The organism is Streptomyces sp. NPDC093065, from assembly GCF_044754585.1.
Lineage (GTDB): Bacteria > Actinomycetota > Actinomycetes > Streptomycetales > Streptomycetaceae > Streptomyces.
Genome location: NZ_JBIVPJ010000015.1, coordinates 189,987 through 204,595, shown reverse-complemented (window position 1 = coordinate 204,595; position 14,609 = coordinate 189,987). Strand labels below are relative to the sequence as shown.

Genomic DNA, 14,609 nt, shown 5'->3' with positions numbered 1-14,609 from the left:
GGTTCACACTCCCCGCTGGGACGCCGGCGTGACCCGCGCCAGCACCAGGTTGACGACCAGGTTGAAGGTGACGACCAGCGCGATCGACACCACGAGCACTCCTTGTACGGCCGGTACGTCACCGGCCTGGGCGGAGTCGTTGGCGAAGCGGCCGAAGCCCTGCAGGCCGAAGATCCACTCGGTGACCACGGAGGCCCCGACCAGGGCCGGGAACTTCAGGCCCAGGGTGGCGAGCGCCGGACCCAGTCCGTTGCGCAGCACATGGACGAAGAAGATCCGCCGCGGGCTCAGCCCTCGTACCACCGCGCCCGTCACGTAGTTCTCCTGGTAGGCGGCGACGAGACTGGACCGCAACTGGCGCGCCACGTCCGCGATCACGTCGAAGCTCAGCGCCAGCGCGGGAAGCGTGATGTGCGCGAGCCACGGTCCGAACCCCTGCTCCGCCGGCACGTAACCGGCGGAGGGGAAAAGATGCAACTGCACGGCGAGTACGGCGACCAGCACGATGCCGACCACGAACGCGGGCATCACCGAGATCACCGTGACGAACCCGGTGATCGCGCGGTCGACCCATGTCGTGCGGCGCAGCGCCGCCAGGGTGCCGAGGGCGAAGCCCACGACCACACCGATGATCAGCGCGAACGTCGCCACGGAGAGACTGACGCCCAGGCCGAGACCGATGAGGGTGGAGATGTCCGCGCCGTTGCTCCAGCTCGACCCGAGCTGCCCCTGCAGCACGCCACCGATCCAGTCGCCGTACTGGACCAGGAACGGCCGGTCCAGTCCCCACTGCGCCTCCACCCGGGCGATGGCCTCCGGGGTCGCCTCCTCGCCGAGCTGGATCCGCGCCGGGCTCAGGCCGCTCAGTGAGCGCAGCGCGAACGTCACGAACGTCGCCACCAGGAACACGGGCACGAAGATCGCGACCGACCTGGCGACGGTGGTCAGGGCCCGGCCCAGCGTGTGCCGCCCCCGGGCCTTGGCGAGTGCCCGCGGCGGCGCGGGTTTTGCCGGTGCCTCGGTCGTCGTCACGGAGTCGCCTCCTTGCCGCCGATGGTCACGCCCGTCCAGTCGATGTGAGCGGGGTTCTTCGGCAGGCCGGAGACCGACTTGCTCTTGGCGACGAGGTTGGGCGAGGAGTACGTGAAGACCAGGGCCTTGCTCCGCAGTCCGGCCCGGGTCGCGTCCTGGAGCACTCGCGGGTACTCGGGTGCGTCCAGCGGGGTCTGGCGTACCTTCGCCACGGCCGCCTCGAAGCCCTTCGGCTGGTAGGGGGAACTGAGGTTCAGCGGCCCGTCGGGGCCGAAGTGGGCGGTGAGGGTCTGGGCGGCGGAGTCGCGGCCGGTGGTGCCGTAGAGCGAGAAAACAAGCTCCTTGGCGAAGAAAGGTGTGGCCCAGTTCTTGTCTATCTTGATGTCGACGGTGATGCCCACCTTGGCCAACTGCGACTGGACGATCTCCGCCTGGGGATCCTCCGAGGGGATGACCAGGTCGAGCTTGATGTCACCGGCCTGGTAACCGGCTTCGGCGAGCAGCTTCTTCGACTTGGCCGGGTCGTAGGGGTAGCCGTCGGCGGACTTCGGGTCGTAGGCCACGTAGCCCTTCGGGAAGGGCTGGTTGGTCGCCTCGCCGTAGCCGAAGGTCAGCTTGTCGACGAACTCCTGCCGATTGACGGCGTGCCGGACCGCGTCGACGACCTTGTCGTTGTCGAACGGAGCCTTGTTGATGTTCAGGCTGATGTTGGAGGCGTTGAACCCGGGCTGGACGAAGACGTCGAGGCCGGCCTTCTTGGCGGCGTCCGCCTGGCTGGGGTCGATGTCGGCGAAGTTGTAGACGCCGGTCTGCAGCCCCGAGACGACCGTGGAGGCGTCGGGGGCCGAGGTCAGCTCCACGTTGTCGATGTGGATGTTCTCCGCGTCCCAGTAGTCGGGGTTCTTCTTCAGGACCGCCTTGGTCCCGGGCACGATCTGGGTGACGGTGAAGGGACCGGCACCGACCGGGTTCTGGTCCAGCTTCTCGGGCGCGGCGGCTGCCTTGGGGCTGGCGATCTGCAGGACCCGCTGACCGAGCAACTGCGGTATCTGGTAGTCGACTTGGCTGAGGTGTACGACGGCGTCGAGCCCGTCGGCGTCGACCGACTCGATCGACGTCAGGTCACCGAAGAGCGCCGAGTTCTTCTGCTTCTGGGCACGTTCGATCGCGGCCTTGACGGCGTCGGCGTTCACGGGCTCGCCGTCGCTGAACTTCAGTCCGGGGCGCAGGTGGAAGGTGATCCGGTCGCCCTTGTCGTTGTACTCCCAGCTCTCGGCGAGGTCGGGGACGGCCTTGCCCGTGGCGTCAGTGCGGGTCAACGAGGCGTAGACGAGGGAGAGTTCACGGAACTGGGCGCCGCTTCCCCCGACGACCGGGTCCCAGTGGGCGGGGAAGTAGGTCGAGGTCCACTTGAGGGTGGCGCCGCCGTTCGCGGAGGCCGCGTCACCGCCGCACGCGCTGAGGGCGGGGACGAACACGGTGGCGAGTGCGGCGCCGAGTGCGGTGGCACGCAGTCGGCCGGATCGGCGGAGCGGTCCGGGGCGGCGGGGCGTGAGTCGTCCGGGCATGTCGTACCTTCTGTGACGGTCCCCGAGCCGTGTCCGGGCAGCCGGAACGGGAGCGGGGCAAGGGGTGGTGGCCGGCCGCGCCGACGTCCGTTCGGACGCGCCGGGGCGGCGTTCCGTGCCGAAGGAGGGGAGCGGACGGTGAAGTGTGGCGAAGAGTGCGGAGAGCGGGCGGCGCGGGCGGCGGGCGCGGTTGAGCGGCGGACGGCCGGACTGACAGCAGGTGTCGGAGCGTCAGGCGCCTGGAAGCCGCGAAGTGCGGCCGGTCAGCGACAGAGGGCGCTGCAGGTGCGCCGCAGATCCACGTAGCGGCACACCACTGCGGGGTGCGTCGTGAGCATGCTGCACATCCTGGAGGCAGCGATGAGCGCCTGTCAATGGACACCAATTGGTGTCTCATTGGGCGGGACGCAGCCCTGACCGCAGATCAGACGCCCGTCGAAGGCCGACCGGGGACGCGCGGACGGACCGCGGGGTGGGTTGCGGCCTCCTCGGGATGCAGCCACAGCGGACCGTTGCCCGTCTCGACGCGAACCGCCCCCGCCGACGGCCAGGGCCCGTCCGTCAGCAGCCTCCACTCGGGCTCGGTCATGCTCCCGTACCGTCGCAGGGCCTCCTCGGGCGCCAGCCGTTCCGGCTCGCGCGCGGGCGTCGGGAACACCTCGTGCAGAGCATCCGCGTACGCCTCGTAGGGGCGCAGGCCCGGTACGAGCCGACGCCCCCCGAGCCCCCGGACCAGCACGGTCGGCAGCGCGTACCGGTACCCGCCGTCGACCGTCTCCTTGGCAGCCCCGGGATGCGGCGAACCGCCCGGCACCGACCGCGCCTCGGAGACCGGACGGCGCGCCTCGGCACGGTCCGCACAGACCTGCTCCCGCACGGCGTCGGACCGCGCGTCGGCGGCCAGCCGCGCCGGATCCAGACCGGGGACGCCCCACACCGCCGACAGGGCCAGCTCGAAGGTGTCGGCCGGCTCGCCGAGGACGAACGCCGTCTCCCGCAGCCGGCGCAGTACCCGGTCGGCGACAGGGGCGCCCTGCGGCTCCGCCGCCTTCGCGACCAGCGACGCGGGCCAGGAACTCGCCGCCACCCGGCTCAGCCGCACGGCCCGCGGGGCACCGGTGTGCCGGCCGATCTCCGCGACGTACTCCGCGTACCAGGCCGTCTCCGCCTCCGGATCCGGCGCCGGGTCGTCGTCCTCGTCGAACAGGATGCAGAACACCCGGCGCACGCGGACCTCGTCGGGCAGCGCCGCGCGGAACGCGCGGAACACGGGCTCAGACCCCCACGCCCACGGACACAGCGGATCGGTGTACTCCACCACCTCGGCCGACGGCGCGTCCGGCACCGACGTCACGCGGCCCCCGTCCCGGCCAGCCGCTCGCCCGTCGCCCCGGCCAGCAACGAGGCCACGGTCACCGCACCCAGGACTGCCGCCGCGTCCGCCTCGATCCGGCGCCACACCTCGGGCAGCCCCGCCGCGGCACCCGGATAGACCAGCGCGGCCAGGGGCTCGCCGCGCAGGGTCAGCAACTCACCGTCGACGACGCGAGAGACGTCGAGAAGGGTGATCTCCTCGGCCGGCCGCCCCAGCCAGTAACCGCCCTCGCAACCTCGTTGGCTGCGCACCAGACCGGCCTTGCGCAGCTCACCCACCACGGACTTCAGGAAGCGGAACGGAATCTGCTGCGACGAGGCGATGGACTCACAGGTCAGCGGACGGGCAGGTTCACGGGCGAGCTCCAGAAGGGCACGCGTGGCGTAGTCCGCCTTCGCGGAAATATGCATGCGCTCATGATGCCCGACCCGAACACGCCGACACGGACCCTCACCCCGCCCACGCTGTATTGCGGCAACATTTCTGCAGGTGAAGGGCATTGGACACCTCTTGACATCCTTTTCGGGCCTCTCCTAGCGTCCTCGATATGAGCGAGCCGCTGACAGCCCCCGGTGAAGGCTTCCACCCCCACCTGCCAGATGCCCCCGCGCCCGTGGTCCCTGCGTTGCGCGCCCGCCTGCACCACATCCGCGCCGACTCCCTGGACGGGGGCACCGCGCAGACCGGGGGCATGCGCAGGTTCGCCGCCGTCAGCGGCCGGGCCGTGGGCTCCGAGAAACTGTGGATGGGCCAGACCCACGTCGCTCCCGCCACCTCCTCCTCCGACCACCACCACGGCGAGTCGGAGACCGCCATCTACGTCGTCAGCGGCCACCCCGAGTTCGTTTTTCTGGACGACACCGGCGGCCGCTCCGAAGAGATCCGACTGCGCACCTCACCCGGCGACTACATCTTCGTCCCGCCGTTCGTCCCGCACCGGGAGGAGAACCCCGACCCCACCGACGAGGCGGTGGTCGTGATCGCCCGCAGTACGCAGGAGGCGATCGTGGTCAACCTCCCAGAGCTGTACGCACTCCCGGCACAGGACACCTGACCGAGGCGAAGACCCACTCGGTCACGGCGAACACCGTGCGGCGCGTTCAGGTGCCGCCTGTAGGCCCGGCGGGGCCGCCGACGCTCCACCACCGATGCCACACCGCACTCGACGGCCACCCACCGATCGGCCGCGTGAACAGCCCTGCGGGTCAATACAGCTAGAGCGTCGCCATCGTGGTCATCACGCCGTGATGTTGGCGCTGTCGCCGCCGGTGGCGGCGAAGCTGGTGCCGGTCACCATGCGCGCCTCGCCGGAGGCGAGGAACACCACCAGCGGTGCGACGTCCTCGGGCTCGACCCACGGCACCCCGAGCGGCAGCTTGCCGCGCTGGGCGTCGGCTGCCGTCTGCTCATCCTTGGCGACGTCGCCGGTGGGCTCGTTGCCGCCCGTGCGGATGATCTGCGCATAGCGGTCCTCGTGACGGGTGAGCGCCGTGTTGACCAGCCCCGGGATGACGGCGTTGACGGTGATGCCGTGCTTGCCGAGGTCGAGGGCCGCCGACTTCATCAGCCCGATCAGTCCCCACTTGGACGCCGAGTAGCCTGCGCCGTCGAGGGTGCCGTGCTGGCCCTGGGTGGAGGACGTGACGATGATCCGTCCGCCTCCGCGCTCGATGAGGAGCGGCGCGGCGGCGCGGAGAACGTTGGCGGTGCCGGTGAGGTTGATGTCGATCTGGTCGTCCCAGAGCTCGTCGCTCATCTGAAGCAGGGACGCGAAGCCCTGGATACCGGCGTTGGCGAAGACGACGTCGAATCCCCGAAACGTTCTACGACCTGGTCGAACCCGGCCTTCACCGCGCTACGGTCGCGCTGGTCGAAGACCACCGGCAGCCACTCGGCCCCGGCCTCCTGGACGAGCCGCCCGGTCACGGCGAGGTCCTCGGGCGTCGCCGGGTGGTAGTCCATCGCGGAACTCGCCGGGGCCGCGATGTCGGCCCCGGCGACGCTGTATCCCTCTCGTGCGAAAGCCACGGCTGTGGCGCGACCGATCCCGCGGGCCGCCCCGGTGATGACCACTACTCGGTTCTCGCTCATCTCTGACTTCTTGTCGTTCATCGTCCGGCTTCTATCCGGGTCGTTCAGGGATCGTTCGAGTGCTGACCGCCCGGCGTCCTTCCCGGTGCCGCGCCACCCCGAGCCCGATCGCGCCGAGGGCCATGCACGCACCGGCCACGAGAAGTGCCCCGGCGCCGGACCAGGCACTGATCAGCAGCGCGCCGAGAGCACCTCCTGCGCCCATCGAGACAACCGCTCCCGCGCGGCGGACCCACTTGTCGCCGGTGCCGCCGGCGAGCGGGCTGTCCAGCGCGAAGTTCACCAGCGTGCTCGTGATGACCACTGTGGTGACGTCGGAGATCCGTGTCCCGCGGGCGACCACCGCCTGCACACCCATCGTCGCGGCGAGCAGAGCCGTGAGCCCGATCAGCCATCCGCCGGCCGGAGCGCCCAGCAGCCGCCAGGCGACTCCGATCACGAGGACCGTGGCAGCGGTGCCGGACAGGGCCAGCAGGTGAGCGGTGGGCAGGCGCGTGACGTGCGTGCGCCCGTGCACGAAGCGTCCTGCGACGATTGCGCCGGCGAGGAACCCCGCCAGGGCGACCGCGTTGTTCAGCAGAGGCACTTGCCCGGACCCGGCGAGCCCGAAGCCCACGAACAGCACGTTGCCGGTCATGTTCCCGGTGAAGACGTGGTCCAGCACCAGGTAGCTGACCGCGTCCACGAGGCCGGTGGCAACCGTGAGCGCGAACAGTCCCACCAGGTACGAGGCATCGCTGTCCGTCGGCTTCATGGGCTCAGGGTCTCGCGTGACGGCGCCGTTCCGGCGAAGGCGCGTCTCTCGTAGCCCTGTGTGTGGGCACGTGGGGGAGTTCCGGTTCCACGTGTAGCTGCTGACACCATGTCACTGGTCTGGAAAACGTACAGGTCAGGTGCTGTCTGACTCTCCGGGGAACTCTACGGCGCCGACAGGCGGGCCTTGCGCCGCTAGTTGCCCTCCGCGCGGCGGGCGTTGGCTGCGTCGCCGGACATCCAGGGAGATCTCCTCACCTGCACGCTGGAGCGCACCACCACACGTGGCCAACTGTGGAACCTCGCCCATTGGAGGGAACCGGCGGCTCGTGGCTTCGGCGGTGCTGCCGTGCCGGTGAGCATCCGGATCGCTTGGTGGCGTACTGCCGATCTCCGCCCGCTTCCGGAGCCACGCCGCCGAGCGCGGGGGTCGAGGTCCTTCGGGGCCCGCTGCTCCCAACCCTTCTGCGTCGTGTCGTGTCTACGGCAGTCGTACGAGCCCGTGCCGGGGGGCGTGGCCCGGCACGGCAGAGGAGTACGTCGTGCCGAACAACCAATCCACCGCCGCACAGAGCCCGCCGGGCAAGCAGGAGCGGGGGCGGGTGCACCCAGGCCCTGTGCCGCGCGAAGACCAGCGAAAAGCCTCGCACACCGCACGTCCTGCGGTTCCTGGCGGAGCGTCGGGGGAGTCCCAACCAGCCGGTGGGCGGCATCGCGGCGGCCTGGGCGCAGCCGGAGCCGACGTCCAGTACGCTGCACGATCGGCGGCTCGCAGCGGCAGCGCATCGCGCAGTGCGGGCTCATCGACCTGGACCACAAAGGTGCCCGCCGTCTCCAGGTCCCGCACCTCGTCACACAGGGTTGATGGCGTCGCGTTGGAAGCGGAGCCGGACGTGGGCGTAGACGGTTGCGGCGAGTGACGCCCAGGCGGCTTTCGAGGGCGATCTGGAAAGCGCTCAGTCGCGCCTCCCAGCGCGCATCGTCCAGTGGCGTCGTCCTTGCGAAGCGAACCGGCAACGCACCCCGCGGGATGCAACCTGGCGCAATCTCGCCGCCGGCGCCCTCCGGCTGAGCGGCGTCAAGAGCTTCGCCGCCGGCGTCCGCCGCACGGCATGCGACGTCCGTCGTCCGCTCGCGCTCCTCGGCCTCTCGTGATCACAAAGCGGGCGCCCGCCGACTGTGCCGAAGCCCTGGGTCCTGCAGAGGGCTGATGGCGATGCTGGGGGTGGGTGCGGGTGGTTTCGTAATCGAGAGCCAGCAACGTTTGTCGATGGTTTCGGGTAGCACTTGGCGATCAGACGGCTCGAAAATGTCGATGAGAACTGGCAACGCTGAGAATCGGCTGCGGAACCTGTCACGCCAACCGCGGGAGCAGGACCGTGCGATCCCGGTTCGAGTGCTAGAGGAAAGCTTACTCACGGGCGATGACTTCGCTCCGGTGTAGGAGTCTTCCCCATGAACGCCCGTGCCGGACGCTCACCTGTTCCAGCCCGGGAAGATGGAGACCACGACCCGTGACAGGAGACCTGCCCGTATGACTGATCCCAAGCTGACAGCTGACCGCAGCCGTGGAACCGGGGTCTGGCCCTTGATCCGCACTGAGCGAGCGGCGCTGGCAGCCGATGTTGGAGATCTGACGGCCGAGCAGTGGACGACGCTTTCGTTGTGCTCCGGTTTGACGGTGCGTGAGGTGTTGGCGCATCTCACCGCGGGCGCCAGCCTGAACACCGTGCGCTGGCTGGCGGGAGTGATCCGCTGCCGGTTCGACTTCGACAAGCAGGTGGCCATGCGGCTGGCCGAGCAGCTGGGCACGACTCCGGCTGAGACCCTTGAGCGGTTCCGGCACATCATCCCGAGCGAGACCAAGCCTCCCTTGCCTGCCATCGCCATGCTGGGCGAGACGATCGTGCACGGACAAGACATCCGGCGCCCGCTGGGCATCCGTCGTGACTATCCGATCGAGGTCGTCACGCTGGTGGCCGAGTATTACCAGGGCTCGGATCTCGTAGTTGTTGCCAAGGGGCGAATCGGTGGACTGGAACTCGTCGCGGATGACGGTCCGTTCACGACCGGTTCCGGACCGCGTGTGTCCGGTCCCACCTTGGCATTGGTAATGGCCATGACCGGACGCGCGACGTACTGCGACGACCTCGACGGCGACGGTGTGGAACTGCTGCGCAGCCGCTGCGGGCCGGCGTGAGCTGATGTCGTGGGCATCCTGCCCGGCTCCCCGGGCCAGTGGCTGAGGCCATACCGGGTCGACCTGCCGTGGATGGTTGCTGTCGTGCCGGTGATGAGAGTGGGTGGTCAGCCTGCGGGAGCATCCTGATCACCCTCCGCTGAAGCGAGGCATTCTCGGTCCTGAGTAACAAGCGGTGTCGGATCCCGTCAACAAACCATGCGTGTCCTCGCGGGGGGTCCATGCGGGCGACGGTTACCCGGTGAACTGGCCGGATCAGCCCGGAGAGTGGCTGTCACCCGGCTCTCTGTTGGCTCCTGGGTTTCCGAAACTCGAAGGCGGCCTGGTCGGGCATGTCGGTTTGTCGCGGCATCGTGTCCGGTGTCCGGCGTCGTCGCGTCCGATACTGCGGCGGCAGTCCTGTACGAGTGGTCGGGCTGGGAGCTGATGGCCAGAGTCGAGCAGCAGCCGGGCTCGCACCAGACGGTGGCCGTCCGCTGCAGCGCCGTCGTGACGTCTACGTCTACGTCTGATCGGTCGGTGCAAGACCGGTCTGCCATGCCCATGCGGCGATGCCCATCCGGTTGCGGACCTTCAGCTTGCGTTGGAGGTTGGCCGCATGGGATTTACGGTGGCGAGGGAGACGAAGAGTTCTTCGCCTATCTCGGTGTTCGTCAGTCCCGCGGCGATCAGCGCTGCCGCCTCCTTTTCGCGCTGGGTCAACGGTTCGGAGGGAGGGCGCAGTGTTCCACCTTCCTGCCGGCGGGCCCAGGCGGCCACCACCGCCGACCTCGGCTGCTGCGAACTGGGCTCCGAAGTGGCCCTGGTGCGCCGGACCGGCAGACGAATGTAGGTTAGCCTTGCCTTGCTTTCCGCTCGTCGATGTCGACTCCTGAGGAGTGCCCGGGTGAACCGTCGTTCTGGAGTGCGGGACACGGCGGTGGTGGACGGCGCTCCGCGGGCCGTGCCGGTCCGGGCGGGGCCCCGGGCGCTCCTGCGCGGCGGCGGAATCGTCCTACTGGCCTCCGTACTGTTCCTGCTGGTGCTGCTGAGCACCTGGCTGGGCACCAAGGACACCTCTCTCGCCCAGGTGTGGGGCGCGCTGTGGCACGACGACGGCTCGTACACCACGGGTGTCGTCCGTGAACTGCGCCTGCCCCGCACGCTGGTGGGCCTCATGGTCGGAGCGGCGCTCGGAGTCGCCGGCTCGCTCATGCAGACCATCACCCGCAACCCGCTCGCCGACCCCGGGCTCCTCGGGGTCAACGCGGGAGCGTCGGCCGCGGTGGTCTTCGGGATCGGGGTCGTCGGCCTCGGCGACTTCACGTCCCTGGTCTGGTTCTCCTTTCTCGGCGCGGCCCTGGCCGGCGTCGTGGTGTACGTCCTGGGCGCCTCCGGGCGGGCCGGCCCGACACCGGTGCGGCTGGCGCTGGCCGGCGCGGCCGTCAGCGCCTGTCTGGGGGGAGTGATCGCGGGGCTGACGGTCTTCGACGCCGCGACCTACGACTACCTGCGGTTCTGGATGGTCGGCTCACTGGCCGGACGCAGCCCCGAACTCGTCGTGGACCTGGTGCCGTTCGTCCTGACCGGCCTGGTGGTGGCAATGTTCCTCGCCCGCGCCCTGAACGCCCTCGCCCTCGGGGAGGAACTGGGCAGGGGGCTGGGCGTACACCTGGGCAGGACCCGGGTGGCGACCGTGATCGCGGTGACCCTGCTGTGCGGGGCGGCCACCGCCGCCGCCGGTCCGATCGGCTTCGTCGGTCTCGTCGTGCCGCTGGTCTCCCGCTGGCTCAGCGGTCCCGACCTGCGCTGGTCGCTGCCGTACTGCATGCTCCTGGCGCCGGTGCTCCTGCTCGTGTCGGACATCGTGGGGCGACTGGTGCTCCCACAGGGGGAGTTGGAGGTCGGTGCCGTGACGGCGGTGATCGGCGCGCCGGTCTTTATCGCCATGGTGCGCCGGTACCGGACGGTGTCCCTGTGACGCTCACCCGAACGCCCCATTCCGCGGTGCGCAGGCCGCCCGCCGCCTCCGTGCGCTGGGGCCGTCTCTCCTTCCGGTGCCACCGTCGTACGGTTCAGGTGTGCGCGGCCTCTCTGGCGGTCGCGGCGCTGCTGCTCGCTGTGAGCCTGTGCACCGGCGCCTACGCGGTGGCTCCGGCGGACGTCGCGCGCGCCCTCTTCTTCGGCACCGGGGACCGGCTGGCGGTCCACTTCGTCAACCAGGAGCGGCTGCCCCAGGCGCTGTTGGCCGTGCTCGTCGGCTGCGCGCTCGGCATCAGCGGGTCCATCTTCCAGAACGTCTCCCGCAACCCGCTGGCCAGCCCGGACGTCATCGGCTTCAACAGCGGTGCGGCGACCGGGGCGATCGTCGCCATCGTGTTCGGCGGGGGAGCCGCCGCAGTCGCCGTGTGCGCCGTCGGCGGTGGCCTCGCCACGGCTGCCGTCGTGTTCCTGCTCGCCAGCAGCGGTGGTCTGCACGGGGTGCGGCTGGTCCTGATCGGGCTCGGTGTGACGGCCATGCTCGGCTCCGTGAACTCCTATCTGCTGACGCGATCCACCCTGCACAACGCGCAGAACGCGCACGTCTGGCTGATCGGCACCCTGAACGGCCGGTCGTGGAGTTCCGTGCAGACCATGGCGGTGGCCCTCGCCGTGCTGCTGCCGGCCGCCGTCGTGCTCAACCGGCAGCTGCGGATGCTGGAGATGGGCGACGAACTGGCCCACGGCCTCGGTGTCCGGGTGACCCGGGCACGGCTGGCCCTCACCCTGCTCGGCGTGGGGCTGTGCGGAGTCGCCGTGGCCAGCGCCGGGCCGGTGCCGTTCGTGGCGCTCGCCGCGCCGCAGATCGCGATGATGCTCACCCGCGGACCGGTGAGCGTGCTCGCGGCCGGTGCCACGGGGGCGGCGCTGCTGTCGGGTGCGCACCTCGTGTCGAACCAGGCCATGCCGCTTTTCGCCGAGCTGCACCTGGTGGCCGACACCCAGCGCGACGGACAGCTGCCGGTCGGCGTCACGACCGGTGTGCTGGGCGGCGCCTACCTGGCATGGGTGCTCTTCCACCGGCGTAGGGGCCGGGCGGTCTGACGCGGTGTCCGGGCCCTTCAAGTCCTCTGCGGTCAAGGGCGTTTGATGGCCGGAAGTGGCCTGTGGGTCGCTCTTGTCTTCTGCGATTAGGGAAGGTTAGCCTAACCTAAGTAGATCGAAGGAGGAGTTGTGACCAACCCGTTCGAGGACGAGAACGGCACCTACCTGGTGCTCGTCAACGACGAGGGCCAGCACTCGCTCTGGCCCTCCTTCGCGGACGTTCCCGCCGGCTGGACGGTGGCCCACGGAGAGGACACGCGTGCCGCGTGCCTGGAGTACGTGGAGGCGAACTGGACGGACCTGCGCCCCAAGAGCCTGATCGAGAGCATGGCTGCCGACGCCTCATGACCTCCTTGCCGAATCTCGGACGGGCCGCGCTCGGCAGACGGGGCTTCCTCGTCGGGGCCGGCACCCTCGGCACGGGTGCCGCCTTCGGAGCGGGTGCCCTGCTCACCGGAGGCAGCGCCCATGCAGCGCCGGTCCCGCCCCGCCCCGACCTGATGACCGTCGCCCTCGGCACACCGCTCGACACGCTGCCGCAGGCCCTCGAAGAGGCTCGCGAGGCCGGGTACGCCACCCGGGCCGACACGGCCGCCGTCCGGGCGGCGGCAAAGGCGGCTGCGACGCTCAGGCCCTTCGTCGACCGGCTGCCCGTGCCACCGGTGCTGCGCGGTCGCAACGGCTCGCTGACGGTCTCCCTGCGCAGCGCCTCCGTGCGACTGCACCGGGATCTGCCGGCCACCCGCCTGTGGACGTACGAGGGTTCCCACCTCGGCCCCACCATCGAGGCGCGCAGCGGCCGCCGGCTCCGCGTGGCCTGGGAGAACGACCTCACCGGCGCGTTCCCCGTCCCCGCCGTTCGGGTCCCTTTCTCCTACGAGGAGGGTCAACCGCTGATGTGGGACCGCCCCGGACGAGAGGGTGGCCTCCTGCGCGAAGACGTCGCGGCCCTGCCGCCCTGGACCGCCGTGCACCTGCACGGCGCGGTGACCGGGGGCGCCAACGACGGATGGGCGGAGAACGCCGTCCTGCCCACGCACGCCCAGCTCTCGGAGTACGGCAACCGGCAGCCCGCGTGCGGCCTGTGGTACCACGACCACGCCATGCACATCACGCACCTCAACGTGATGACCGGCCTGGCCGCGGGCCTGTACCTGGTCCGCGACGACGAGGAGGCCCGTCTGCGCCTTCCCTCCGGCGAACACGAGGTGCCGCTGGTCCTGTTCGACCGCAACCTCGACCTCGACGCGGACGGCGCGTTCACCGGGGACCTGCTCTACAAGGGCATCGTCGTCGCCGACGACCCCTACGAGCTGGTGCGCCCCTTCACCGGCCCGTACACCCTCGTCAACGGCAAGATCTGGCCCTACCAGGACGTCGACGCCGCCTGGTACCGCTTCCGGGTCCTCAACGCCTCCAACAACCGGCCCTATCTGCTGAAGCTCCTCGACGAGGAGGGCCGGGAGGTGCCGTCCGGGGCGTTCGTCCAGATCGGCACCGACGCCGGTCTGCTGCCCGTGCCGGCACCGGTCGTGGACGGCGTCGCCCTCGCCCCGGCGGAACGGGCCGACGTCCTCGTGGACTTCTCCCGTTTCCGCGGACAGCGGCTGCGCCTGGCCAACGCCCTGCCGGAGCCCGGGATCCGCGCCGAGATGCTGGAGTTCCGGGTCGCCTCACGTGCCCACGGCGGCGGCTACTCGGTGCCCGACAAGCTTGCCCGCTCCTTCCGGCCCGTCGACCGGGGCAAGCTCGCCGGGTCCCGGGAACGGATGGTGCTGGTCACCCCCGTCTACCCCAAGGACCCCGAACTGTGGGAGATGGAGGAGACCGACGACCCCACCGGCGACCTGCCCGTCGACGGCATCGTCCAGTTCGAGGACGCCCTGGGCCGGGTACGCACCTTCCGGCGCGTCTCGTCCACCTACGCCGACCCGGTCGCCTTCACCGTGCCCGCGGGCACCACCGAACGCTGGACGTTCCTCAGCCTGGAGCAGTCCGAAGGCTCCTACCCCCACCCCATGCACCTGCACGCCACCGCCTTCCAGGGGCTGAGCCGCGACCTGTACGACGTCAGCACCTTCACCTTCTTCGAACTGGAGGAAGGCGGCTACGGAGCGGGCACCACCACCCCGCTCAAACGCAAGGGGGCCGGTACGCTGACCGCCGCGGAGAAGGGTCCGAAGGACACCATCGCCCTCCATCCGGCGGAAATGATCACGGTGGCCGCGGAGTTCAAGGACGAGCCCGGCCGTTTCATGCACCACTGCCACATCTACGAGCACGAGGACATGATGATGATGCGGCCCTTCGTGGTGCAGCCGCAGGCCGTCATGGCCCTCGCCCCGCACGGCGGCCACGGCGGGGCACCGTCCACCGGCACCTCGACGACTCGGCACACGCCGCACTAGCCCCCACCGACACGCGCCCCACCAGCCCCGCCGCCTTACGCTCGCCAGCCCCCACCGACCAACGCATTCCGCGCTCGACACCCCATCACCCCACCGCCCGACCGCCCGCGCCCACCGGC

At 70.2% G+C, this 14,609-nt stretch carries 13 protein-coding genes and 1 pseudogene; 6 read left to right on the top strand and 8 right to left on the bottom strand.

Annotated elements, in window-relative coordinates:
• Nucleotides 1–3 precede the first annotated feature (3 nt).
• From ACIQFU_RS25195 to ACIQFU_RS25180, 4 genes are all read right to left on the bottom strand, one after another.
• Nucleotides 4–1,032 carry an ABC transporter permease gene (locus tag ACIQFU_RS25195; RefSeq protein ID WP_402554422.1) on the bottom strand — a complete coding sequence of 343 codons (1,029 nt, stop codon included), beginning with the start codon at nucleotides 1,030–1,032 and terminating at the stop codon, nucleotides 4–6.
• Nucleotides 1,029–2,600 carry an ABC transporter substrate-binding protein gene (locus tag ACIQFU_RS25190; protein ID WP_402554421.1) on the bottom strand — a complete coding sequence of 524 codons (1,572 nt, stop codon included), beginning with the start codon at nucleotides 2,598–2,600 and terminating at the stop codon, nucleotides 1,029–1,031. The genes ACIQFU_RS25195 and ACIQFU_RS25190 overlap by 4 nt, the downstream gene beginning before the upstream one ends.
• 424 nt (nucleotides 2,601–3,024) lie before the next feature.
• Complete coding sequence (locus tag ACIQFU_RS25185) at nucleotides 3,025–3,954, bottom strand: DsbA family protein (RefSeq protein ID WP_402554420.1); 930 nt, start codon at nucleotides 3,952–3,954, stop codon at nucleotides 3,025–3,027.
• A complete protein-coding gene (locus tag ACIQFU_RS25180) occupies nucleotides 3,951–4,385 on the bottom strand; it encodes an RrF2 family transcriptional regulator (RefSeq protein ID WP_402554419.1) in 435 nt (144 codons plus the stop codon). The genes ACIQFU_RS25185 and ACIQFU_RS25180 overlap by 4 nt, the downstream gene beginning before the upstream one ends.
• 137 nt (nucleotides 4,386–4,522) lie before the next feature.
• Here ACIQFU_RS25180 and ACIQFU_RS25175 point away from each other — a divergent pair, with 137 nt between their 5' ends.
• Nucleotides 4,523–5,029 (top strand): cupin domain-containing protein, encoded by a 507-nt coding sequence (locus ACIQFU_RS25175; protein WP_402554418.1) that lies wholly within the window; start codon nucleotides 4,523–4,525, stop codon nucleotides 5,027–5,029.
• Nucleotides 5,030–5,212: 183 nt separating this feature from the next.
• On the opposite strand, the pseudogene ACIQFU_RS25170 reads toward ACIQFU_RS25175, so the two are convergent.
• The 3 genes and pseudogenes from ACIQFU_RS25170 to ACIQFU_RS25160 form a co-directional block, all read right to left on the bottom strand.
• A pseudogene (locus ACIQFU_RS25170) lies at nucleotides 5,213–6,066 on the bottom strand (SDR family NAD(P)-dependent oxidoreductase).
• A 31-nt stretch (nucleotides 6,067–6,097) separates the two neighbouring features.
• Complete coding sequence (locus tag ACIQFU_RS25165) at nucleotides 6,098–6,820, bottom strand: YoaK family protein (protein ID WP_402554417.1); 723 nt, start codon at nucleotides 6,818–6,820, stop codon at nucleotides 6,098–6,100.
• 480 nt (nucleotides 6,821–7,300) lie between these two features.
• The gene (locus tag ACIQFU_RS25160) at nucleotides 7,301–7,636 is read right to left on the bottom strand and encodes a hypothetical protein (RefSeq protein ID WP_402554444.1); all 336 of its coding nucleotides are present in this window, start codon (nucleotides 7,634–7,636) and stop codon (nucleotides 7,301–7,303) included.
• Nucleotides 7,637–8,353: 717 nt separating this feature from the next.
• On the opposite strand from ACIQFU_RS25160, the gene ACIQFU_RS25155 reads away from it, so the two are divergent.
• On the top strand, nucleotides 8,354–9,019 hold the full coding sequence (locus ACIQFU_RS25155) for a maleylpyruvate isomerase family mycothiol-dependent enzyme (protein WP_402554416.1): 666 nt from the start codon (nucleotides 8,354–8,356) through the stop codon (nucleotides 9,017–9,019).
• A gap of 573 nt (nucleotides 9,020–9,592) precedes the next feature.
• On the opposite strand, the gene ACIQFU_RS25150 is transcribed toward ACIQFU_RS25155, so the two are convergent.
• Entirely contained in the window at nucleotides 9,593–9,778 is a 186-nt protein-coding gene (locus ACIQFU_RS25150) for a LuxR C-terminal-related transcriptional regulator (RefSeq protein ID WP_402554415.1), read from the bottom strand.
• Between the two features lie 145 nt (nucleotides 9,779–9,923).
• Between ACIQFU_RS25150 and ACIQFU_RS25145 the strand changes: the two genes are divergently transcribed.
• From ACIQFU_RS25145 to ACIQFU_RS25130, 4 genes are all read left to right on the top strand, one after another.
• The gene (locus ACIQFU_RS25145; RefSeq protein WP_402554443.1) at nucleotides 9,924–10,979 is read left to right on the top strand and encodes a FecCD family ABC transporter permease; all 1,056 of its coding nucleotides are present in this window, start codon (nucleotides 9,924–9,926) and stop codon (nucleotides 10,977–10,979) included.
• Nucleotides 10,976–12,082, top strand: coding sequence for a FecCD family ABC transporter permease (locus ACIQFU_RS25140; protein WP_402554414.1), 1,107 nt, complete (start codon nucleotides 10,976–10,978; stop codon nucleotides 12,080–12,082). Before ACIQFU_RS25145 ends, ACIQFU_RS25140 begins: the two co-directional genes overlap by 4 nt.
• Nucleotides 12,083–12,211: 129 nt before the next feature.
• On the top strand, nucleotides 12,212–12,430 hold the full coding sequence (locus ACIQFU_RS25135) for an MbtH family protein (protein WP_402554413.1): 219 nt from the start codon (nucleotides 12,212–12,214) through the stop codon (nucleotides 12,428–12,430).
• Nucleotides 12,427–14,490, top strand: a complete 2,064-nt coding sequence (locus tag ACIQFU_RS25130) for a multicopper oxidase family protein (RefSeq protein WP_402554412.1) — start codon at nucleotides 12,427–12,429, stop codon at nucleotides 14,488–14,490. The genes ACIQFU_RS25135 and ACIQFU_RS25130 overlap by 4 nt, the downstream gene beginning before the upstream one ends.
• Nucleotides 14,491–14,609: the final 119 nt, after the last annotated feature.